We start from the raw sequence: 20,598 nt of genomic DNA, 5'->3' as shown, positions 1-20,598 counted from the left end.
AAGCGTAAAATAATATGCTAGGACTGGAAAACTGGTGTGGTTGATCCTGGGCGCATGCCCGCACGGGCTGGACAACCGCCGCAATGGGTCAGGAAGTGACTGAAAATACCGTCGCACATGCCTATGGCCTATGGCAGGCGCGGGCAGACGAGGCCTGCTCTTTATCGGAGTTACCCGTCCCATGAGCTGAAACGGTCGGCGTGGCGCGAATTATCCCACCGCACTCCAGGCTCAAACGTTGCGATGCTTGCCCTTGAACGGCGCATAGAACGCGCGCAGGCGGGCGAGATCCGCCTCCATGTCGTCGCTGGTCTCGAACAAGGGGCCGATGCCGATGGTCTTGTCGGGATAGTTGAACCAGGCCATCACGATCGGCACGCCGGCGTCGTGGGCGATATGCCAGAAGCCGCTTTTCCAGCGTTTCACCGGTTTGCGTGTGCCCTCTGGAGCGATGCCCAGCCACAACGCATCGCGCTGGCGGAACTGGTCGATCATCTGTTCGACCACGCCTTTCGCGGCGCCACGATCGATGGGCATCCCGCCCAGCCGGCGCAGCAGGCTGCCAAGTGGCCCGCGAAACAACTCCTGCTTGCCCATGAAATGCACATCGGCACCGATGCCCACCTTCATGAGCAGACCCCAGACGCCGTCCCACCATGACGAATGCGGTGCGGCGATCAGCACCGCCCTGGGGACATCGGGGAATTTGCCGACCAGGCTCCAGCCGCACAGCCGCAATACGGCGCGGCAGGTCTTGCGCCGCCAACCGTCGCGCAGATGCGGCATGCGCGGTGGCAATTGCGTCGGTGCTAGAAGATATCCCTTCATTCGAGATCCGGTTTACGCGAACGGGCCTGCTTGATCTTGCCGCGCTGCTGCTTGCCGACCAGGCGGCGTTCCTTCGAGGCACGGGTCGGTTTGGTGGCGACGCGTTTCTTCGGCGGAACCAGGACGCCGCGGATGATCTCGATCAGGCGTTCGCGCACGTCGTCGCGGTTACGTGCCTGGTCGCGGAAGCGACGGCCCTGGATCACCAGAACGCTTTCGCTGGTCATGCGGCGGTCGCGTCGTGCCAGCAGTCGCGCGCGGATTTCTTCCGGCAGCGACGGCGAGTTGATCACATCGAAGCGCAGCTCCACCGCACTCTCGGTGCGGTTCACATGTTGCCCGCCGGGGCCGTCGGCGCGCAGAAAGCGTTCGACCAGTTCGGATTCGGGCAGGGTGATGCTGGGGCTGACGATCAACATGTCGGCAGTTTAGCCGGCGTCTGGGCGGCTGGTGGAGGCGAGCGTGCTTTCGTCGAACGGTGGCCGCGGCCAGTCGAAACGCTCGAGCAGGCTGGTGTACTCCTGATCGAGTGGCGCCTCGATCAACATCGGGTTGCCGCTGAGCGAATGCGCAAAGCGCAGACGCCACGCGTGCAGCAGCATCCGGTGACAACCGAAGTACTGCTTGTACAGGCGGTTGTGATCGCCGCGGCCGTGCTGGCAGTCGCCGATCACCGGATGATGGATGTGCGCCAGATGCTTGCGGATCTGCCGGAAGCGACCGCTCTCGGGCTCGGCCAGCACCAGCGCGTAACGCTGCTGCGGATAGCGGCCAAGCTCGATCGGTACCTCGATCGTGGCCAGTCGCTGGTACTGCGTGCGCGCCTCGCGGCGCGGGCCAGTCTCGCGTGAGCCGGGCAGCGGATAGTCGATCACGTCTTCCAGCGGATCGGGCCAGCCGCGCACCACCACCAGATACTGCTTGCGCACCGAGCGGCCCATGAACTGTTCGCCGAGCGCGGCAGCGACTTCCTTGCTGCGTGCGACCAGCAGTACGCCGCTGGTCGCACGATCGAGCCGGTGCGCCAGATACACGCTGTCGCCGATCTGCTCGCGCAGCTGGTCGATCAGGAATTCCTCGGCATTGCCGACCATCTTCGAACGATGCACGGCGAGGTTCGCCGGCTTGTTCACCGCGATCAGCGCGTCGTCCTGGTAGAGAATCTCGAGCATGTGGGTTGTTCGTGTAGGAGCCCGCTGGCGGGCGATGAATCACGCAAGAGCATCGCCCGCCAGCGGGCTCCTACATGGCCATGATCAGCGGCGCGGCCAGCCGACCACGAAGGCCAGCACACCGGCAATACCCACACACAGCGGCAGCCAGATGCCTTGCTGCGATGTCAACGTCCACAACAGCGTCGACGCGATCAATAGCGCCGCACCGAGCAACCCGCAGGCAAGCAGCTGGTGCAGGCGCTTGGCGTTCTCGCGCAGCAACTGGAGTGCCTGCGGATCGCTCACGCTGCGTTGTTCACCGCGCCCGATCTGACGTAGCGCGTCGCGTACCAGCTCGGGGAACTGCGGCGCGCTGTGCAGCCACTCGGGCAGGCGCTTGCGCACGTCGCGTAAGGTGCGTAGCGGGCTGTAGCGCTCGCGCAGGATGCGTTTGAGCACCGGATGTGCCACCGCCCAGATGTCGATCTCCGGATCGAGCATGCGGCCGACGCCTTCGATATTGAGCAGGGTCTTCTGCAGCAGGATCAGCTGCGGCTGCAACGTCAGCTCGAAGCGGCGCGCAGTCTGAAAAAGTTTGACGACCAGTTCAGCTAGCGAGATCTGCGACAGCGGGCGGGTGAAGTACGGCTCGCACACCGTGCGCACCGCGGCTTCCAGTTCATCCAGCCGCACGTCGGCCGGCATCCAGCCGGCGGCGACATGCAACTGCGCGATGCGCGCGTAGTCGCGTTCGAACAGGGCGATGAAGTTTTGCGCCAGCCAGTACTGGTCGGCCTCCGGCAGCGAACCCATGATGCCGAAATCCAGCGCGATGAAGCGCGGCTCGCCGGTGCGCGTCGGATCGACCCAGATATTGCCGGGGTGGGCGTCGGCGTGGAAGAAGTTGTCGCGGAACACCTGCTCGTAGAACACGCGCACGCCTTTCGCGGCGAGTGCCTTGCGGTCGAGGCCGGCGGCGTCGATCGCAGCGATGTCGTCGCTGCTGATGCCGTGCACGCGCTCCAGCGTCAGCACGCGCTGCGCGGTCAGTTCCCAGTGCACGGCCGGCACGTACAGATCCACACCGCTGTCGAAGTTGCGCTTGAGCAGGCTGGCGCTGGCGCCTTCGCGCTGCAGGTCCAGCTCGTTCTCCAACATCTTCTCGACTTCGGCGACCACGTCGAGCGGACGGATCTTGTCGGCGTTCGGATGCCAGCGCTGGGCCAGCTCGCCAAGCGAGCGCAGCAGTTTCACATCGCGCGCGATCTGCGCATCGATGCCGGGGCGCAGCACCTTCACCACGACCTCGCGACCGTCGTGCAGCGTGGCCGCGTGCACCTGGGCGATCGAGGCCGAGGCCAGCGGGGTTTCGTCGAACTGGGCGTATAGACGTCCAATCGGCGACTTCAGTTCGCGCTCGACGATCGCGCGTGCCTCGCTGCCAGGGAACGGCGCGACCTGATCCTGCAGCAGGGCCAGTTCGTCGGCGATGTCGAGCGGTACCAGATCGCGGCGGGTCGACAGTACCTGGCCGGCTTTGACGAAGATCGGTCCCAGATCGGTCAGCGCGTGGCGCAGGCGCTCGCCGCGCGACAGGTTGCGGATATCGATACGTGGCCGTGCCACCAGCGGGCGCAACAGCTTCAGCGGACGGTACAGATGCGCGGCATCGACCAGTTCGTCGAGGCGGTATGCCAGCAGGACCGAAGCGACCCGCAGCAGCCGCGGCACCACCTTCAGCGGCGTCACGCGGCGTTGCCTTGCAGGCGTTGCATCAATCGCTGCACGCGCGACTCCAGCCGCTCGCTGCGCTCGCGCAGGTGGTCCACGCCATCGAGGAAACCCTCGACTTCACCGGGCGCCAAGGCAACACGTGCCTCGTCGCGCAGCCAGTCGGCGCTGTCTTCGGTGAGATGCGTGGCGGTTTCGCGGGCGTGAGCCAAACCTTTGCGCACGGCCTTGGCCAGCGGCACACCGAGCACGTCACCGAAGGTGCGCGCGAACGCTTCCTCGAAATCCGGGGCGAACTTGCTGGCGAGTTTCTCCAGCCGGCGTGCCAGCTCGGCGTCACCGGCGATTTCCACCTTGCCTGGCGCAATGCCGTCGTCGTCACGGCGGAACATCATCGCCAGCAGACTGCCCGGCGTGGCGGCGACGCGCAGCTGGCTGTCGTCTAGCGGGGGTCCGACTTTCAGACGTGCGTCTTCGACGGTCACCGCCAGGGCGATTTCCGGTCCGCGCAGATGCAGTTGCACGCTGCGGCCGTTCAGCGCAGCAAGTCGCTGCTGCGTGTCCGGGTCCAGCGACAAGGTGTGATTCAGCGCGGTTTCCAGCGCGCGGCCGGCAAGCTTGCGCAGCGGCTGTGGCAACCAGGAGTTGGGAGTGGCGGCATTCATCCGGCGATTGTAGCCCGGCGGCTGCGGCTAGACGTCTGCGGCACCGGCAAAGCCGAGCTGGCGCCAGGCTTCGTACACCGCTACGGCAACCGTGTTCGACAGATTCAGGCTGCGGCTGTCCGGACGCATCGGCAGGCGCAGTCGCTGCTCGGCGGGGATCGTTTCCAGCACATCCACCGGCAAGCCGGCGGTCTCGCAACCAAACAGTAGCGCGTCGCCATCGGCAAAGCCTGCATCGACGTGGGCGACTCGACCGCGGGTGGTGAAGGCGAATACGCGTGGTGCGCCGATCGCATCGAGGCAGCCGGCCAGGTCGTCATGCACCGCGACGCGGGCGTACTCGTGGTAGTCCAGTCCGGCGCGGCGCAACCGTGCATCGTCAAGCTCGAAGCCGAGCGGTCGGATCAGGTGCAGCGCGGCGCCGGTGTTCGCGCACAGGCGAATCACGTTGCCGGTGTTCGGCGGGATCTCGGGTCGGAACAGGATGACATGCAGCATCCGGCCATTATCGCGTGTCCGGGCGAGGTTTCGCCGAAACTCAACCGCGCGGCAGCGGGCAGACCACGCCATCCGGCGGCAAGGCGCAGCTGCTCGGCGCAGCCAGCAGGATGGTGCCGAGGCGGTTGCTGGCGGCGAACTGGGTGGCGGGTGGTGTCGTGGTCAACATCGCACCAAAGATCAGACCGCACACGGCGAGGCAGGCGATGAACAGGCCGCGCAACATCAATGTCTCGAATTTCATGATCATGTCTCCGATGAAAGGTGGAAGCCCTGTAGCCCAGATGGAGCAAGCTCTGTGCCAAGCCTTGGCTTAGCCGCAAGTGATTGATTTTCATTGAGACAATCGATGATGGCGAAAGCGAGTGAGCTGTCCGCGGACAGCAGGGCGCACGGCAGCGGACAGCCGGACACTTCACCGGAGTGGCGCGGTCACCCATGCCGCAAGTCATTTGCGACGGGTCGATAGCGCCGTTAGCCTGCGTGGACTCATTCGTGAAACAGGAGGTTCACCGTGGCAAAGAAACCGCTCGCCCTGCTCATCGCCGGCCTGTTGACCCTGACCGTTGGCGCGCCGCTGGCGCTGGCTTCTCCCGAGACGGCGACGATTGCAGCGACCGCGACCACGCAACAGATCCCCGAGCTGGCCTACGACCGCTTCGTGCTGCCGAACGGCCTGACCGTGGTGGTGCATGAGGATCACAAGGCGCCGGTGGTGGCGGTGAGCATCTGGTATCACGTCGGCTCCTCGTACGAGCCGGCGCACAAGACCGGTTTCGCGCACCTGTTCGAGCACCTGATGTTCCAGGGCTCGGAGAACCACAAGGACGAATTCTTCAAGCCGTTCGAGCTGGCCGGTGCCACCGACCAGAACGGCACCACTTGGCTGGACCGCACCAACTATTTCGAGACCGTGCCGACCACCGCGCTGGACATGGCGCTGTGGATGGAGTCCGACCGCATGGGCCATCTGCTCGGTGCGATCGGCCAGGCGCAGCTCGACGAACAGCGCGGCGTGGTGCAGAACGAGAAGCGCCAGGATGAGAACCAGCCGTACGGCCGCGCCGGCGAGATGATCCAGGCCGAGGCGTTTCCGGCCAATCATCCATATCACCACGACACCATCGGCTCGATGGACGACTTGAACGCGGCCTCGCTGGGCGACGTCAAGCAGTGGTTCCGCGACTACTACGGCGCCGCCAATACGGTCGTCGTGCTGTCCGGCGACATCACGCCGGCGGTGGCGAAGGAAAAGATGCTGAAGTACTTCGGCGACATTGCCGCCGGTCCGCAGGTGCCGCGGCCGCAGCCGTGGGTGGCGCCGCGCGACACGTCGACCCACGGCACGATGACCGACAACGTGGCGCAGACGCGGATCTATCGCGAGTGGAATGCGCCGGGCCGCGGCACCAGCGACGAGAATCTGCTGGAGATCGCCGCCGCCGTGCTGGGCGGCAGCAAGACCTCGCGGCTGTATCAGCGGCTGGTCTATCAGGACAAGCTGGCCGATGACGTTTCCGTTGACGTGCAGCAGCACGTACTGGCCAGCCTGTTCCAGTTGCAGGTCGACGTGAAAAAGGGTGTCGACCCGAAGCAGGTCGATGCTGCGATTGCTGACGAGTGGCAGAAATTCCTGAAAGACGGTCCCAGCGCGGATGAACTGGCGCGAGTCAAGACCGAAACTCGCGCCTCGTTCGTGCGCGGGCTGGAGAATGTCAACACGCAGGCGTCGATCCTGGCCGAGGGCCAGCTTTATCAGGGCGATCCGGGCGCATACCTGAAGGACTTCAATGAGTTCATGGCGGCCACGCCGGCCAGCGTCAGCGCGGTGGCGAACCAGTGGATCGCCAAGGGCGATTACACCTTGACCGTGGTGCCGGGCAAGGTCGAAGCCACCGATATGGCGACGGCCAGCGGCCGTGCCGCGGCCCCCGGCGCACCGGCGCCTGTGCTGTCGGCCAAGGGTGATTATCGCGTCGTCAAGAGTGACGTCGACCGCAGCAAGGGTGTGCCCGAGGTCAACACGTTCCCTGATCTCAGCTTCCCCACGCTGCAGCGTGGCAAGCTCGACAACGGTGTCGAGGTGATCCTGGCCGAACGCCACACGGTACCGGCGGTACAACTGCAGCTGCTGTTCGATGCCGGTTACGCGGCCGACCAGGGTCGCAAGCTGGGCACCTCCAGCTTCACCATGTCGATGCTCGACGAGGGCAGCAAGGAGCTGGATTCGGTCGAGATTGCCAAGCGCAAGCAGCGCCTCGGCGCGATCATTGGTTCCGGTTGCGGGCTGGACTATTGCAACGCCTCGTTGAACGCGCTGAACGACCAGTTGAAGCCGTCGCTCGAACTGTTCACCGATATCGTGCGCAACCCGGCCTTCCGTGAAACCGACATCAGTCGTATCCGCGGTCAGTGGCTGGCCGGCATCGCCCAGGAAAAAAGCCAGCCGACCGGCATCGCGCTGCGCACGTTGCCGCCGCTGCTGTACGGCAAAGGTCACGCGTATGCGATCCCGTTCACCGGCACCGGTACGGAGGCGTCGATCAAGTCGCTGACCGCTGACGACATGCGCACGTTCATGACCGACTTCATCCGTCCGGACAACATGAAGATCCTGGTCGCCGGCGACACCACGCTGGACAAGATCATCCCGCAGTTGAACGCGGCGTTCGGCCAGTGGAAGGCACCGGCCAGCAAGTTGCCGGTGAAGAACATCGGCGAGGTCGCCGCGCCGAAACAGGTGCGCGTGTATCTGGTCGATCGCCCGGGTGCGCAGCAGAGTCTGATTCTTGCCGGCAGTCTGGCGCCGTCCACCGAAGCGCCGAACAATCTGGAGATCCAGACCATGAACGGTGCCTTCGGCGGCACTTTCACCTCGCGTCTCAACATGAACCTGCGCGAGGACAAGCACTGGGCCTACGGTGCCTTCAGCTTCCTCAGCAATGCCAAGGGTCAGCGTCCGTACCTGCTGTACGCGCCGGTGCAGACCGACAAGACCGCGCCGTCGGTGGCCGAGATGTTGAAGGAAGCGAGAGGTGTGATCGGCGACAAGCCGCTGACCGCGCAGGAGATCAGCAAGATCAAGGTCGGCGACGTGCGCAGCATGCCGGGCGGTTACCAGACCACTTCGGCGGTGATGGGCGCGTTGCAGGGCATCGCGCAGTACAACCGGCCGGATGATTACGTGCAGACCTTGAAGTCGCGCATCGAGGCACAGAGCGACGCTTCGGTGGAAGCGGCAGCAAAACAGCTGATCCATCCCGACCAGCTGACCTGGGTGATCGTCGGCGATCTGAAGAAGATCGAGGCGCCGATCCGCGCGCTGAAGCTGGGCGAGGTGCAGGTGCTCGATGCCGACGGCAAGCCGGTGAAGTAAGTCGACCTGTGCGGGTGTTCCGGATTCATTGGGGGACGTGCTGACATCCTCGCGTTAGGATGGGGCCGGGTCGGCGACGGCCCGGTCTGTCTGTTTTCATACCTTGTCACCGTTGCGGAGCTAGCCATGCGCAAGACCCTGTTGTTGCTCGTCCCCGTTTTGTTGCTGAGCGCCTGCAGCTGGGGCATCACCATGGACGACGCCGCGAAAAACGTGCGTACCGCGTGGAGCGGCGATGTCTCCTCGTGCAAGGAACTGGGCAAGGTCACCGTGTCGGTGATGGATCATGTCGGCCCGGTCGACCGCAACACGATCACCGTGCGCGACGAACTGGAAGTACTGGCGCGCAACCAGGCGGCACAGATGCACGCCGACACGATCAAGCCGCTGGCCGAACCGTCCAACGGCTCGCAGCCGTGGGGTGCCTACCAGTGCGGCGCGCACCAGACTCCATCGACGCACTCGCCGAGCGCCCCGACCAACCCGAATGGCGCATCCGGCAACGCGCAGACCTTCCCGGTACACGGCGGCTGAATCCGGCGGCCATCTGGAAACGAAAGGCGCCTCGCGGCGCCTTTTTCGTACGCGTCCACGCCACGGACATCGACAGCGCTGGTAATGTGGCGCTCTGATTGCCTCTGTCCTCCTTGGCGAGGCGGCGCAGCTGGAGCAGGGTTGAGCGATGTCTGTTGTTCCCGCCATCGAATCCGTGCCGGCCTCATCGCGCTGGCCGTGGCTGGCCGAGTTTCTTGCCGGCGAGTGGCGCGCCTGGATCTTCGTGGGCAAGTCGCTGCTGGCGATCTACCTCGCGGCGTGGCTGGCGATGTGGCTGCAGCTGGAGCAGCCATCGACCACCATGATCACGGTGTCGATCGTGATGCATCCGCACAGCGGCATGGTGCTGGCAAAGAGTTTTTATCGTGCGATCGGCACGCTGGCCGGCAGTCTGTTCGGACTGGCGCTGATGTCGCTGTTTCCGCAGCAGCGTGAACTGTTCCTGCTGAGCTTGTCATTGTGGGTGGGTTTGTGCGCCGGTGGTGCGACGCTGTATCGCAACTTCATGTCCTATGGTTTCGTGCTGGCCGGCTACACCGCCGCGATCGTCACCTTGCCGGCGATCAACAATCCGCTCGACGTGTTCGATTCGGCGGTGATGCGCGTCAGCGAGGTCTTGCTCGGCATCCTGGTGGCCGCGGTAGTCAGCGATCTGGTCTGGCCCGAACGTCTGCGCCTGCTGTTGCGGCAGAACGCGCAGGCGCAATTCAACGTGTTCATCGACTTCGTGCGTGAGAGCACGGCCGGCAACATGCCGCGCGAACAGATGGAGCATGCGAATCTCGCACTGGCGCGCGCCGCGGTGCGATTGGAGGACATGCGTGCCTCGGTGATCTTCGAGGATCCGGAAGTGCACGCGCGCAGCACCCGCATGCGCTTGCTCAACCAGCGCTACATGGCCGCGGCGACCAGCTTCCAGTCGTTGCATCACCTGATCAACCGCTTGCAGCGCGGTGGCAGCCCGAGTGTCGCGGACGCCTTGATCGCGCTGTACCGGCCGCTTGGCGACGCACTCTCGCCCGCGCTGGCGCAGCAGCACCAGTCTGTCGTACTCGCAGCGCGTCTGGACGAATGCGTGGTGCAGCTGCCGGCGCAGGTCGCGGCCCTGCGTGCGCCGCTGTCCGAGCCACTGGCGCAGCTGGAATTCGACACCGGCGCCGCGCTGCTGCAGCGTTTTGTGATGGAGTTGCGTGACTTCGCCACGCTGGAAGGTTCGCTGCGCGAGGCACAGGTGCGCGGCAGCGTGGAGAAGGTGCATTTCAAGCGCAGCAACGACATCCCTGGCGCGCTGGTCAGCGTGCTGCGCACCTTCCTCACGATGGGGGCGCTCAGCGCCTTCTGGCTGGCCAGTGGCTGGCCTTTCGGCGCCGGCGCGATGTTGCTGGCGACGGTCTTCAGCGGCCTGCTGGCCGCTTCGCCGAATCCGCTCAGTGCCACCACGCACACCTTGCTTGGCTATGTCGCCGGCATGCTGGGGGCATTCCTGGTGGTGTATGTGCTGCTGCCGGGCAGCAATGATTTTGCGTGGTTGATCGGCGCGAGTGCGGGATTCATGCTGATCGGCCCATACCTGAGCACGCGCGATACCTTGCCGGGCGTCGGCCCCGGTTACACGTTGGGTTTCGTCAACATCCTCGCGCTGAAGAATCCGATGGTGTACGACCCGGCGCATTTCCTCAACGACGGGGTCGCGCAGGTCGCCGGCCTCGCGCTGGCCGGCACTGCCTTCATCCTGCTGCCGAGCGTGATCGGTAGCAGCTGGCAACGCACACGCCAGTTCCGCCGCTTGCGCGAGCAGGCCGTGTTGGCGGCGACCGCGCCGCTGGAGGGTCTGGCGTGGCGTTTCGAAAGCCTCGTTCGCGATCTGTTCCAGCAGGTGGTGACCTATACACGGCCGGGCAGCGACGAATCGCGCAGCATGTTGGCGTGGGCACTCGCCGTGCTGGAGAGCGGCCGCACGATGATCGAGTTGCGTCAGCAGTTGGCCGCCGACAGCAAGATCGCGCCGGCCGTGCGTGACACAGCGACTGCCGCGATGCATGCGATCGCGCGGCTGTATCAGGCGCCGGATGCTGCGCGCTGGCGCAAAGCGGACGCGGCGGTGCATGCGGCGATCGCCACTGCCGCCGAGCAGCCGTTGCGCCTGCCTCTGTACCAGCTGCGCAGCGCATTGCGCGATGATGAATCGCCGTTCGCCACGTATATCCCGCCACCTTCGCCGGAGTCCGTTCATGCCGCATGAGATCGCCATCTATGGCGTGCTGGTGCCGAGCTTGCTGCCGGTGTTCATCCTTTGCCTGCTGCTGATGGTGCTGCTCGACATGCTGGTCGGCCGCCTTGGCCTGTATCGCCAGGTGTGGCATCCCTCGCTGTTCCGGCTTGCCCTGTTTGTCTGTCTGTTCGGCGTTGCCGGACTGTTGCTGATCCACTGAGTCATCCCATGAAAACCCAGTCATTGCTGCGCTTCCTGATCACTGCCGTCGTCGTCGTCGTCGCGCTGCTGCTCGGGCACGCGCTGTGGAGGCACTATCTGTATGCGCCGTGGACCCGCGACGGTCGCGTGCGCGCCGAGGTGGTGCGCATCGCACCGGATGTATCCGGGCTGGTGACGCAGGTGGCCGTGGTCGACAACCAGACCGTGCGCAAGGGCGACTTGTTGTTCACGATCGATCCGGACCGCTACAAGTACGCGGTGGCGCAGGCCACGGCGAACCTTGCCGCCGCCGAAGCCAGTTCGCGCGCCGCTGGAGCGAACATCAATGCCGCGCAGGCCGCTGCCGCCGCGCGCAAGACCGAGTTCGAGATGCGCCAGGAACAGGCCGCGCGACGCCAGCAACTCAGCGACGTGATCGCCAAGGAAACGCGCACCGACGCGGCCTCTGCCGCCATGGCTGCCCGCGCCGGCTGGCAGCAGGCACAGGCCAGCGGCAGCCAGGCCAGCGCCGCGCGCGAGCAGGCGCTGGCCGCCGTGGAGCAGGCGCAGGTCGCGCTGGACACCGCCAAGCTCAACCTTGCCCGTACCGAAGTGCGCGCACCGGCGGACGGTTACGTCACCAACCTCGAGGTCCGGGTGGGCGACTACGCCGTCGTCGGCAGCCCGCGGCTGGCCTTGATCGACAGCCACAGCTACTACATCTACGGCTACTTCGAGGAAACCAAGCTGCCGCAGCTGCGTATTGGCGATCCGGTGGACATTCGCCTGATGGCCGGTGGCGTACACCTCAAGGGCACGATCACCGGCATCGCGCGCGGCATTGGCGATCGCGACAATCCCACCGGCACGGATCTGCTCTCCAACGTCAATCCCACCTTCAACTGGGTGCGGCTGGCCCAGCGCGTGCCGGTGCGCATCGCGATCGACAGCGATCATCTGCCGGCCGACCTGATACTCGCCGCAGGCATGACCGCCACGATCGAGGTGAAGCCGCACTAACTTGATCTTCGGATGGCAGCGGATAGGCGCATTCGCAGCAGTTTGCGATGATGAGCGCTGTTTCGGATGCCATATCACCCATGAACAAGCTGATGACCTCCCCGCGCCGCCTGGCGCAGCGCCTCCTTTCACCGCTGCGCAAGCCCAAGGCTGACGCATGGCTGGAGGCGCTGCCGGCGTTCGCGGTGCCGGCTGCCGCCATCGAGGTGTTACCCGATCCATCGGCGTTCCGGCGGGCACTGCTGCAGCAGATTGCGCAGGCCACACGCCGCATCGTGATCGTGACGCTGTACCTGCAGGATGATGAGGGTGGCCGCGAGGTGCTGGACGCGCTGTACGCCGCGAAGGCGCGTCATCCGGCATTGCAGATTTCCGTCTTCGTGGACTGGCATCGCGCCCAGCGCGGCTTGATCGGCAAGCAGAAGAGCGAAGGCAATGCCGGCATGTATCGCGAGTACGCCAGGCGGCTCGGGCCGGGCGTGGCGATCTACGGTGTGCCGGTGCAAAACCGCGAGTTGTTTGGTGTGCTGCACCTGAAAGGCTTCGTCATCGACGATGCCGTGCTGTACAGCGGCGCCAGCCTCAATGATGTCTATCTCGAACGGCACGGACGTTATCGGCTCGATCGTTACCACCTGCTGCAGCATCGCGGGCTGGCCGACGCGATGGCGGACTTCGTGCAGCGCAGCTTCGTCGAGAGCGATGCCGTGCGCCGGTTGAATGTGCCGGACGTTCCCGCCACACGGACACTGCAGGCACCGATCCGCGAATTCCGACAGGCCCTGCAGCAGGCCCGTTATGACGTGGCGAGTGATGTTGCAGGGCCGGCCGACGTGACGGTAACGCCACTGCTCGGCTTCGGCCGCAGCGACAACCAACTCAACGACACCTTGCTCGCCTTGCTGCGCAGTACGCGCGAGCGGGTGATCCTGCTGACGCCGTATTTCAACCTGCCCAGGCCAGTGCGCATCGTGCTGGGCCAGCTACTGCGGCGCGGCTGCACGATCGACATCATGGTCGGCGACAAGACCTCCAACGATTTCTACATTCCGCCGGGGCAGCCGTTCAAGACGATCGGCCTGCTGCCGTACCTGTACGAGAACAATCTGCGGCGCTTCGCGCGGGCGCATCGCCGGCAGATCGACAGCGGCCAGTTGAACATCCATCTTTGGCGTGACGGCGACAACAGCTATCACCTGAAAGGCCTGTTCGTCGATGACGACATGGCGGTGCTCACCGGCAACAACCTCAACCCGCGCGCCTGGGCGCTGGATCTGGAAAATGGTCTGTTGCTGCGCGATCCCGCGCGATTGCTGCATGCCAGGCATCAGGCCGAATGGGTGGCGTTGAAGCGGCATGCCACTCGGCTGTCCGATCATCTCGCGCTGGAAAGCCCGCGGCATTACCCGGCGGAGGTGCGCAAGCAATTGAAGCGCCTGAACCGAACGCGGCTCGACCGGCTGGTCAATCGGCTGCTGTGATCGCTGGTGCCTGGCTCAGGCGCTGCAGTCGCAAGCCCAGCCAGCGCTGCACATCCGGCCATTCGCCAGCGAGGATGGAATAGCAGACCGTGTCGCGCAGGCTGCCGTCGGGGCGTCGCTTGTGCGCGCGCAGCACGCCTTCGCGCTGTGCGCCCAGACGCTCGATCGCGCGTTGCGAATCGAGGTTGCGATGGTCGGTGTGGAACTCCACTGCCACGCAGTCCAGCGTCTCGAACGCATGCTGCAACAGCAGGCGCTTGCAAGCGGTGTTGAGATGGCTTTTCTGCCAGCGTTTCGCGTACCAGGTGTAGCCGATCGCCAGGCGCGGCAAGTCGGCCACGTAGTCGTAATAGCGGGTGGTTCCCACGATCTCGCCGCTGGATGTTTCGCGCACGGCGAACGGCAACATCAGGCCATCGGCCTGGCCTTGCAGCGCTTTTTCGACATAGCCACGAGCCTGGCCCGGTGCGGGTGCGCTGGTGAACCACAGGTTCCACAGCTCGCCGTCGGCGGCGGCGGCTTCCAGCGCCGGCACGTGATCGAGGCTCAACGGTTCCAGCACGACGTGCTCGTCGTGCAGGCGGGTCGGGGCGAGACGATTCATCGGGATTCCAGCGGCGGGGCTCAGGCGTCGAGGTCGGGGATCAGCTTGCTCTCGAGCCGGGCGATGTTGTCTTTCAGCAGCAGCTTGCGTTTCTTCAGGCGGGTCAGCTGCAATTCGTCGCGACCGATCGCAGTGGCCAGCTGATCGATCGCGGCATCGAGGTCGCGATGTTCCATCTTCAGCTCGGCGAGCAGATGGACGATTTCAGCGTGATCCTGAACCTGCATGGCAATCGCGGCGGCTTGGGGGGGCGGTTCCCCTAGTCTAACGCCGTTTGCCCGTTCGGAAGCCGGGCGACGAGACCGCTACAATGGGGGTCCTTTCCGTCCGATGGGCCGCTTGCTTTGGTTCCGATGCCCGCCCCGCCCGAGTTCACCCGCACGCCAGCCGCCGAGGCCGACAGACTGGCCCGGCGCCTGCGTCGCCAGGTGGGTCAGGCGATCGGCGATTTCGGCATGATCGAGGCCGGCGACAAGGTGATGGTGTGCCTGTCCGGCGGCAAGGATTCCTACACCTTGCTGGACCTGCTGCTGCAGTTGCAGGCGAAGGCGCCGGTGCGCTTCGAGCTGATCGCGGTGAACCTGGACCAGAAGCAGCCGGACTTTCCCGAACATGTGTTGCCGGAATATCTGAGCGCGCGCGGCGTGCCGTTCCACATCATCGAGCAGGACACCTACAGCACGGTGACGCGGGTGATCCCGGCCGGCAAGACGATGTGCAGCCTGTGCTCGCGGTTGCGCCGTGGCGCGCTGTACTCGTGGGCCGCTGCGAATGGCATCACGAAGATTGCCTTGGGCCATCATCGCGACGACATCCTCGCCACGTTCTTCCTCAATATGTTCTATCAGGCGCAGCTGAAGGCGATGCCGCCGAAGCTGCGCTCGGACGACGGCCGGCACGTGGTGATCCGGCCGCTGGCGTATTGCCGCGAAAGCGATATCGCCGAATACGCGGCGCAGCAGCAGTTCCCGATCATCCCGTGCAACCTGTGCGGCTCGCAGGACAACCTGCAGCGCAAGGCGGTGCAACGCATGCTGGCCGAATGGGAGCAAGTGCAGCCCGGTCGCAGCGAGAATATCTTCCGTGCGCTGGCCCATGTGTCACCCTCGCAGCTGGCCGATCGCAGCTTGTTCGATTTCAGCCTGGGCGCGTCGCCGGCGGAAACGTCGACATGGATGGCCGACGCAGCGGATGAGACCGTGGCCGCGCAAGCTTGAATACCTCCCTTTCCACATCACCTGCCGAGTAATCACCGTGTCTTTCTTTGCATCCGTTGAAATGGCTCCGGGCGATCCGATCCTGGGTCTGACCGAGACCTATCTGGCCGATCCGCGTCCGGGCAAGATCAATCTGGGCGTGGGCATCTACATCGACGAGCAGGGCCGCATCCCGCTGTTGCCGACGGTGCACGAAGTGGAGCAGGCGCTGGTCGCGGCTGGCAAGCCGCGCGGCTACCTGCCGATCGACGGTCTGGCGGCCTACAACCGGGTTACCCAGCAATTGCTGTTCGGTACCGAATCGTCGCTGCTGGCAGCCGGGCGGGTCGCGACCGCACAGACCATCGGCGGCAGCGCGGCGTTGCGCGTGGCGGCTGATCTGCTCAAGCAGGTGGCCGGCGCCGGCGCGAAGATTGCGATCAGCAATCCGAGCTGGGGCAATCATCACGTGGTGTTCCGCACCGCCGGCTTCGAACTGCTCGACTACCGCTACTACGATGCGGCCAGCCATGGCCTGGATTTCGCCGGCATGCTGGAGGATCTGGGCAAGCTGGAGCCGGGTACCGTGGTGCTGCTGCACGCGTGCTGCCACAACCCGACCGGCGTGGACCTGGATGCGGCGCAATGGCAGCAGGTGATCGCGCTGCTGCAGGAACGCAAGCTGTTGCCATTCATCGACATGGCCTATCAGGGCTTCGACAAGGGTACCGAGCAGGACGCCACCGCGGTGCGCCTGCTGGAGGCGTCCGGGATCGAGGCGTTCGTGGTCGCCAACTCGTACTCCAAGTCGTTCTCGCTGTATGGCGAGCGGGTCGGTGCGCTGTCGATGGTCGGTGCCGATCGCGACGAGGCGGCGCGGTTGCTGTCGAAGATCAAGCAGACCATTCGCGCGAACTATTCCAGCCCGTCCACGCACGGTGCCAGCCTGGTTGCCGGCGTACTCGGCAGTACCGAGTTGCGCGCGCGCTGGGAACAGGAGCTGGGCGAGATGCGTTCACGCATCCATGCGATGCGCGCAGGTTTTGTCGACAAGCTGGCCGTGCTCGGCGCGCCGGATTTCAGCTTCATCAACAAGCAGGCCGGCATGTTTTCCTATTCGGGCTTGAGCAAGGCGCAGGTGCATCGGCTGCGCGACGAGTACGCGATCTACGCGCTCGACAGTGGCCGCATCTGCGTGGCCGCACTCAACCGCAGCAATCTCGACACCGTCGCTGCCGCCGTGGCGGCAGTCAGCGGCTGATCCTCTTTTTGCCAAACATCGCACCGTCATTCCGGCCTGCGCCGGAACGACGGTAAAGCAAACCTCGCCCTCGGGCCGCACCTCATCCGGATCTTGAATGTTTTTTCGCAATCTCACGCTGTTCCGTTTTTCCCCCGCTGTTGCCACCGATCTGAACCGCCTCGACGAAGTGCTGGCCGAGCACCGGCTGCGTCCGTGCGGGCCGCTGGAAATGTTCACCAAGGGTTTCGTGCCGCCGGTTGGCCGCGGCGAAGGCGAGCCGCTCACGCATACGGTGAAGCAGTGCACGCTGATGACCGTCGGTGGCGAAGACAAGCTGCTGCCGGCCGCGGTGATCAACGACGAACTGCATCGCAAGGTGCAGAAGATTGCCGAGGAGGAAGGCCGCAAGGTCGGCGGTCGCGAGCGCAAGCGGATCAAGGAAGACCTGCTGACCGAGCTGCTGCCGCGCGCGTTCGTGCGGCAGTCGCGCATGTCCGCCTATGTCGACAAGAAAAACGGCTGGCTGGTATTGGATACCTCCAGCCGCAAATCGGCCGAGAACGCGCTGACCCAGATCCGCGAGGCGCTGGGCAGCTTTCCGGCGGTACCGCTAGCACCCGAGGAGGGCCCGCGCGTGCTGATGACCGACTGGCTGGCCAACGGCAACCTGCCAGCCGGGCTGACCCTGGGCGACGAGTGCGAACTGCGCGACCCAGCCACCGCCACTGGCGCGATCGCCCGCTGCCGCCGGCAGGATCTGGATGCCGAGGAGGTCAAGGAGCACCTGCGTAACGGCAAGCAGGTGTTTTTGCTCGGGTTGACCTTCGACGACCGCATCAGCTTCGTGCTGGGCGAGGATCTGATCATCCGCAAGCTGAAATTCCTGGATGTGGTGATGGACGAGCTGGGCGACAGCCAGCAGGATGCCCAGGCCGAGCTGGACGCCAGTTTCGCCCTGTTGACGCTGGAATTGGAGCGGTTGCTGGGCAAGCTGGAGGAGTGGTTTGGCCTGCCACGGCCTGCGGAAAGCTGAACAAAAAATCCACACCACAAGTCATCCGGGCACGGCATACTGGTCATCCGCTCGCTTTCCGGCGCAGCGGATTCCATTGCAGAAAACACTTGGCCGAGGTACGACGGCAGGCTCATGGCGCAGCATCTGGAAGGCGACTGGCTGGAATTGGCGACGGTGGGCGGCAGCATCATCCGCGTGCTGAAGTCTGCCCATCCGCGCGCGCGCCGCCTGCGTCTGACGATCACCGCCAAGGGCGCGCGGGTGACCTATCCGAACGGCACCCACCCGGCCCAGGTCAGCGCGTTCCTGCGCAGCCATGCCGACTGGCTGGAGCAGAAGCTCGACGAGCTGAACCTGATCGTGAGGCCGCTGCCGCCGTTGCGCGTGGGCTATCCATGCACGTTCCCGTTGCGCGGCGAGCTGGCCGAGCTGGACTGGGCTGAAGGCGCCTATCCGAAGATCGAACCGCATGAGACCGGGCTGACCCTGGTGATCCCGCGGCCACATACGCGCGCGCTGCCGATCGCCCGTGGCCTGCTCGCCTCACATCTGGAAGCGCTGATCCGCCGTGATGTTTCGCGCTGGCTGGCCAGCTACGTGCCGCAGCTCGGGCTGGCGCCGACGTCGCTGCGGATTCGTCCGATGAAAAGCCTGTGGGGCAGCCTCGACACCCGTGACCGCATCAACCTCGATCTGGCACTGGCGCTGGCACCACCGGCGGCGCTGCGCTACGTGCTGGTGCACGAGCTGTGTCACCTCAAGGTCCGCAATCATTCGCCGCGGTTCTGGACGCAGGTCGAACACCTGTTTCCGGACTGGCGCGAGCAGCGTGACTGGCTGCGCCAGCACGGCGCGATCCTCAAATCGGAACTCGATCGGCTGATCGACGACGTCGCCGATTGATCATCGCGACGTCGCCGACAGGATGGATCACATACCGCGGATGATCCCGTGGATCGGCTGAGGCGTATTCAGAGCTTGCGGGCCTGCCGCACGTAGCGCGTGCCCAGCAACACATCCCACAGCGGCGTGGTGACGCCGAAGTTGCTGCCCGGATGGTAGTGATGGACGTGATGGGCGCCGGCCCAGCGGCGCAGCAGCGGGCGCTTGAAGCGCACGTGATGGATGGTGAAATGGCTCAGCCCGTAGGCGATGTAGCCGAACGTGATGGCACCAGCCATCAGCAGCGCGAAACCGGTGGGCATGATCAGCGCGAAGAGGCCGGCCAGCGCCAGCAGCACCACCGCGGGCAGGAAGAACGGCAGCGAGTCGTAGCCCAGCGGACGTTCGTGGTGCATATCGTGACCCTGCTTGAACAGCGGGATTCGCGTATGGAACATCCAGCGGTGGAAGAAGTACTCGATGAAGCTGAAGGCGAACAAGCCCAGCCCGATGGCCAGCAAGGCGGTCAGCGCGCTGCCGGCGTGCAGTCGCCAGCCGGCGACGAGCAGCAGCAGGCCCAGCGCGGTGTCCACGCCGAGTTCGGCCCAGTAGTTGGTGCGGGTGCTCGACATCCGCACGATCGCATCCACGCCTGAGCGTATAAGGCTTTGCTTCATCGGTTGCTGCATCGTTCCGTTTTCATGCAAGGAAGCACACCAAAGCGCGGGAGATAGCTGCCATTCTCCCATGTTGTCACCATCAATTCACAATGATGTGCTTGGGGCGGCTGACTCGCAGATGACCGGATCGGCGCGGATAGGCCGATCCAGCGGGCCCGATTCAGTGCGACAGCGCGAAGCCAGTGAGGATCTGCGCGGTCTGTTCAGGCCTTTCCAGCATCGGCATATGGTTGCAGCCGTTGATGGTGCTGGCGCTGATCGCGCTGGCGGCGGTCAGGCCGTTGCGCAGGCTGTCCAGCGCGGAGATGTCGATGATCTTGTCGTCATGGCACCACAGACCGAGCACCGGCATGCTCAACTGGCCGAGCCGGTTCTGCACGGCGAGATATTGCGACGGCTGCTTCAGCTCGTTGAGCGTGTGCTCGATGAAGGCGTGGTCCTGCTGGTTGCGCTTGACCAGGACATCGATGAGTCGGCCGGGTACGACCGGCGGCTTTTCGAAGGCCAGCGCGGTGGCGCGGGCGAAGCCGGCACGGTCGTCGAACACGAACGGATCCTTGCCAGCCAGTACCTCGCGCGCCAGCGCATTCGGTGTGGCCTGCAGGCCAAACGCATCGACCAGCGCCAGTTCGGCCACATGCTCGGGATGCTCGGCTGCATAGACACCGGCGATCGCACCGCCCATCGAATGGCCGACCAGCACGAAGCGCTGCAGGCGCAAGGTCTGCACGAATCCATCGAGGCGCGCGGCCTGGGCGTCGATGTTGTAGCTGGCGTCCGCCACGCGCGAGGATTCGCCCCAGCCGGGCAGATCGGGAATGATCAGGTGGAAGTGCGGCGTGAGCAGCTTGGCCGTTTCCAGCCAGACTTCCTTGTTCGCGGCAAAGCCGTGCAGCATCACGATGGTCGGGCCGTCACCGCCCTCGTAGTAGCTCCAGCGCGTATCGCCGGCCTGTACCGAATGCGTGTCCAAGTGCGCCGCCATCGCCTCGCGCTTGAAGTTCGCCTGCAGCAGCCACTGCGGCGCGAACAGGTAACTGCCGCCCAGCACGATGACCAGCAGGGCGACCAGCCACGCCAGGAATTTCAGCCGGCGGAACAGCATGCGTTTCCACAGTGGCGTGGTGGTGGGTTTTGTTGATGACGGCATGGTGGTTTCTTGGAGGAGTCGTGACGGATATCGCTCCCTCCCCTGCAACGCAGGGGAGGGTTGGGGAGGGGTTCGCTTTTGATCCAGGCTTGCAGATCAAGAGCGTC

The 20,598-nt window shown here is 64.9% G+C and carries 21 protein-coding genes; 10 read left to right on the top strand and 11 right to left on the bottom strand.

The annotated features are described in order from the left end of the window. Positions 1-231: 231 nt before the first annotated feature. The 7 genes from IE071_RS11860 to IE071_RS11830 form a co-directional block, all read right to left on the bottom strand. Entirely contained in the window at positions 232-828 is a 597-nt protein-coding gene (locus IE071_RS11860; protein ID WP_189441402.1) for a lysophospholipid acyltransferase family protein, read from the bottom strand. After that, positions 825-1,247 (bottom strand): alternative ribosome rescue aminoacyl-tRNA hydrolase ArfB, encoded by a 423-nt coding sequence (gene arfB / locus IE071_RS11855; RefSeq protein WP_189441401.1) that lies wholly within the window; start codon positions 1,245-1,247, stop codon positions 825-827. Before arfB ends, IE071_RS11860 begins: the two co-directional genes overlap by 4 nt. 9 nt (positions 1,248-1,256) lie before the next feature. After that, entirely contained in the window at positions 1,257-2,000 is a 744-nt protein-coding gene (locus IE071_RS11850) for a pseudouridine synthase (RefSeq protein ID WP_189441400.1), read from the bottom strand. Positions 2,001-2,084: 84 nt separating this feature from the next. After that, positions 2,085-3,731, bottom strand: a complete 1,647-nt coding sequence (gene ubiB / locus IE071_RS11845; protein WP_189441399.1) for a ubiquinone biosynthesis regulatory protein kinase UbiB — start codon at positions 3,729-3,731, stop codon at positions 2,085-2,087. After that, positions 3,728-4,378 carry a ubiquinone biosynthesis accessory factor UbiJ gene (locus IE071_RS11840; RefSeq protein WP_189441398.1) on the bottom strand — a complete coding sequence of 217 codons (651 nt, stop codon included), beginning with the start codon at positions 4,376-4,378 and terminating at the stop codon, positions 3,728-3,730. Before IE071_RS11840 ends, ubiB begins: the two co-directional genes overlap by 4 nt. 27 nt (positions 4,379-4,405) lie before the next feature. Further along, complete coding sequence (gene trmL, locus IE071_RS11835; RefSeq protein WP_189441397.1) at positions 4,406-4,876, bottom strand: tRNA (uridine(34)/cytosine(34)/5-carboxymethylaminomethyluridine(34)-2'-O)-methyltransferase TrmL; 471 nt, start codon at positions 4,874-4,876, stop codon at positions 4,406-4,408. Positions 4,877-4,916: 40 nt separating this feature from the next. Then, positions 4,917-5,120, bottom strand: a complete 204-nt coding sequence (locus IE071_RS11830) for a hypothetical protein (RefSeq protein WP_189441396.1) — start codon at positions 5,118-5,120, stop codon at positions 4,917-4,919. Between the two features lie 270 nt (positions 5,121-5,390). Here IE071_RS11830 and IE071_RS11825 point away from each other — a divergent pair, with 270 nt between their 5' ends. The 6 genes from IE071_RS11825 to pssA all read left to right on the top strand — a co-directional run bounded on the left by IE071_RS11825 (position 5,391) and on the right by pssA (position 13,721). Next, a complete protein-coding gene (locus tag IE071_RS11825; protein ID WP_189441395.1) occupies positions 5,391-8,252 on the top strand; it encodes a M16 family metallopeptidase in 2,862 nt (953 codons plus the stop codon). Positions 8,253-8,378: 126 nt separating this feature from the next. After that, entirely contained in the window at positions 8,379-8,786 is a 408-nt protein-coding gene (locus tag IE071_RS11820; RefSeq protein WP_189441394.1) for a DUF4156 domain-containing protein, read from the top strand. A 148-nt stretch (positions 8,787-8,934) separates the two neighbouring features. Continuing rightward, entirely contained in the window at positions 8,935-11,049 is a 2,115-nt protein-coding gene (locus IE071_RS11815; RefSeq protein WP_189441393.1) for an FUSC family protein, read from the top strand. Continuing rightward, positions 11,039-11,239 carry a DUF1656 domain-containing protein gene (locus IE071_RS11810; RefSeq protein ID WP_189441392.1) on the top strand — a complete coding sequence of 67 codons (201 nt, stop codon included), beginning with the start codon at positions 11,039-11,041 and terminating at the stop codon, positions 11,237-11,239. The genes IE071_RS11815 and IE071_RS11810 overlap by 11 nt, the downstream gene beginning before the upstream one ends. Before the next feature lie 8 nt (positions 11,240-11,247). Continuing rightward, positions 11,248-12,240 carry an HlyD family secretion protein gene (locus IE071_RS11805; RefSeq protein WP_189441391.1) on the top strand — a complete coding sequence of 331 codons (993 nt, stop codon included), beginning with the start codon at positions 11,248-11,250 and terminating at the stop codon, positions 12,238-12,240. A gap of 80 nt (positions 12,241-12,320) precedes the next feature. Next, positions 12,321-13,721 carry a CDP-diacylglycerol--serine O-phosphatidyltransferase gene (gene pssA, locus IE071_RS11800; protein ID WP_189441390.1) on the top strand — a complete coding sequence of 467 codons (1,401 nt, stop codon included), beginning with the start codon at positions 12,321-12,323 and terminating at the stop codon, positions 13,719-13,721. Here pssA and IE071_RS11795 read toward each other — a convergent pair. Both IE071_RS11795 and IE071_RS11790 read right to left on the bottom strand, forming a co-directional pair. Then, entirely contained in the window at positions 13,705-14,325 is a 621-nt protein-coding gene (locus IE071_RS11795; protein ID WP_189441389.1) for a GNAT family N-acetyltransferase, read from the bottom strand. The genes pssA and IE071_RS11795 overlap by 17 nt on opposite strands. A gap of 20 nt (positions 14,326-14,345) precedes the next feature. Then, a complete protein-coding gene (locus IE071_RS11790) occupies positions 14,346-14,552 on the bottom strand; it encodes a YdcH family protein (RefSeq protein ID WP_189441388.1) in 207 nt (68 codons plus the stop codon). A gap of 126 nt (positions 14,553-14,678) precedes the next feature. Here IE071_RS11790 and ttcA point away from each other — a divergent pair, with 126 nt between their 5' ends. The 4 genes from ttcA to IE071_RS11770 all read left to right on the top strand — a co-directional run bounded on the left by ttcA (position 14,679) and on the right by IE071_RS11770 (position 18,682). Further along, complete coding sequence (gene ttcA, locus IE071_RS11785; RefSeq protein ID WP_189441387.1) at positions 14,679-15,542, top strand: tRNA 2-thiocytidine(32) synthetase TtcA; 864 nt, start codon at positions 14,679-14,681, stop codon at positions 15,540-15,542. A 37-nt stretch (positions 15,543-15,579) separates the two neighbouring features. Then, entirely contained in the window at positions 15,580-16,782 is a 1,203-nt protein-coding gene (locus IE071_RS11780) for an amino acid aminotransferase (RefSeq protein ID WP_189441386.1), read from the top strand. Positions 16,783-16,879: 97 nt separating this feature from the next. Then, the gene (locus IE071_RS11775) at positions 16,880-17,797 is read left to right on the top strand and encodes a recombination-associated protein RdgC (RefSeq protein WP_189441385.1); all 918 of its coding nucleotides are present in this window, start codon (positions 16,880-16,882) and stop codon (positions 17,795-17,797) included. A gap of 114 nt (positions 17,798-17,911) precedes the next feature. Further along, positions 17,912-18,682 carry a M48 family metallopeptidase gene (locus tag IE071_RS11770; RefSeq protein WP_189441384.1) on the top strand — a complete coding sequence of 257 codons (771 nt, stop codon included), beginning with the start codon at positions 17,912-17,914 and terminating at the stop codon, positions 18,680-18,682. A 68-nt stretch (positions 18,683-18,750) separates the two neighbouring features. On the opposite strand, the gene IE071_RS11765 is transcribed toward IE071_RS11770, so the two are convergent. Then, positions 18,751-19,338, bottom strand: a complete 588-nt coding sequence (locus IE071_RS11765; RefSeq protein WP_189441383.1) for a sterol desaturase family protein — start codon at positions 19,336-19,338, stop codon at positions 18,751-18,753. Positions 19,339-19,501: 163 nt separating this feature from the next. Further along, positions 19,502-20,491 carry an alpha/beta fold hydrolase gene (locus IE071_RS11760; RefSeq protein WP_425503450.1) on the bottom strand — a complete coding sequence of 330 codons (990 nt, stop codon included), beginning with the start codon at positions 20,489-20,491 and terminating at the stop codon, positions 19,502-19,504. Between the last annotated feature and the right edge of the window lie 107 nt (positions 20,492-20,598).

It is taken from the genome of Rhodanobacter panaciterrae (assembly GCF_014651895.1).
Classification (GTDB): domain Bacteria; phylum Pseudomonadota; class Gammaproteobacteria; order Xanthomonadales; family Rhodanobacteraceae; genus Rhodanobacter; species Rhodanobacter panaciterrae.
Note: the sequence above shows the minus strand (reverse complement) of the source record. Positions and strands in the feature narration are given on the sequence as shown.

Excerpts from the sequence above, each read along its gene's own strand:
- IE071_RS11830 (WP_189441396.1), bottom strand. The coding sequence starts at position 5,120 with ATGAAATTCGAGACATTGATGTTGCGCGGCCTGTTCATCGCCTGCCTC.
- IE071_RS11840 (WP_189441398.1), bottom strand. The coding sequence starts at position 4,378 with ATGAATGCCGCCACTCCCAACTCCTGGTTGCCACAGCCGCTGCGCAAG.
- arfB (WP_189441401.1), bottom strand. The coding sequence starts at position 1,247 with ATGTTGATCGTCAGCCCCAGCATCACCCTGCCCGAATCCGAACTGGTC.
- IE071_RS11805 (WP_189441391.1), top strand. The coding sequence starts at position 11,248 with ATGAAAACCCAGTCATTGCTGCGCTTCCTGATCACTGCCGTCGTCGTC.
- IE071_RS11860 (WP_189441402.1), bottom strand. The coding sequence starts at position 828 with ATGAAGGGATATCTTCTAGCACCGACGCAATTGCCACCGCGCATGCCG.
- pssA (WP_189441390.1), top strand. The coding sequence starts at position 12,321 with ATGAACAAGCTGATGACCTCCCCGCGCCGCCTGGCGCAGCGCCTCCTT.
- IE071_RS11770 (WP_189441384.1), top strand. The coding sequence starts at position 17,912 with ATGGCGCAGCATCTGGAAGGCGACTGGCTGGAATTGGCGACGGTGGGC.
- ttcA (WP_189441387.1), top strand. The coding sequence starts at position 14,679 with ATGCCCGCCCCGCCCGAGTTCACCCGCACGCCAGCCGCCGAGGCCGAC.
- trmL (WP_189441397.1), bottom strand. The coding sequence starts at position 4,876 with ATGCTGCATGTCATCCTGTTCCGACCCGAGATCCCGCCGAACACCGGC.
- IE071_RS11775 (WP_189441385.1), top strand. The coding sequence starts at position 16,880 with ATGTTTTTTCGCAATCTCACGCTGTTCCGTTTTTCCCCCGCTGTTGCC.
- IE071_RS11810 (WP_189441392.1), top strand. The coding sequence starts at position 11,039 with ATGCCGCATGAGATCGCCATCTATGGCGTGCTGGTGCCGAGCTTGCTG.
- IE071_RS11760 (WP_425503450.1), bottom strand. The coding sequence starts at position 20,491 with ATGCCGTCATCAACAAAACCCACCACCACGCCACTGTGGAAACGCATG.
- IE071_RS11795 (WP_189441389.1), bottom strand. The coding sequence starts at position 14,325 with ATGAATCGTCTCGCCCCGACCCGCCTGCACGACGAGCACGTCGTGCTG.
- IE071_RS11820 (WP_189441394.1), top strand. The coding sequence starts at position 8,379 with ATGCGCAAGACCCTGTTGTTGCTCGTCCCCGTTTTGTTGCTGAGCGCC.
- IE071_RS11790 (WP_189441388.1), bottom strand. The coding sequence starts at position 14,552 with ATGCAGGTTCAGGATCACGCTGAAATCGTCCATCTGCTCGCCGAGCTG.
- IE071_RS11815 (WP_189441393.1), top strand. The coding sequence starts at position 8,935 with ATGTCTGTTGTTCCCGCCATCGAATCCGTGCCGGCCTCATCGCGCTGG.
- IE071_RS11765 (WP_189441383.1), bottom strand. The coding sequence starts at position 19,338 with ATGAAGCAAAGCCTTATACGCTCAGGCGTGGATGCGATCGTGCGGATG.
- IE071_RS11850 (WP_189441400.1), bottom strand. The coding sequence starts at position 2,000 with ATGCTCGAGATTCTCTACCAGGACGACGCGCTGATCGCGGTGAACAAG.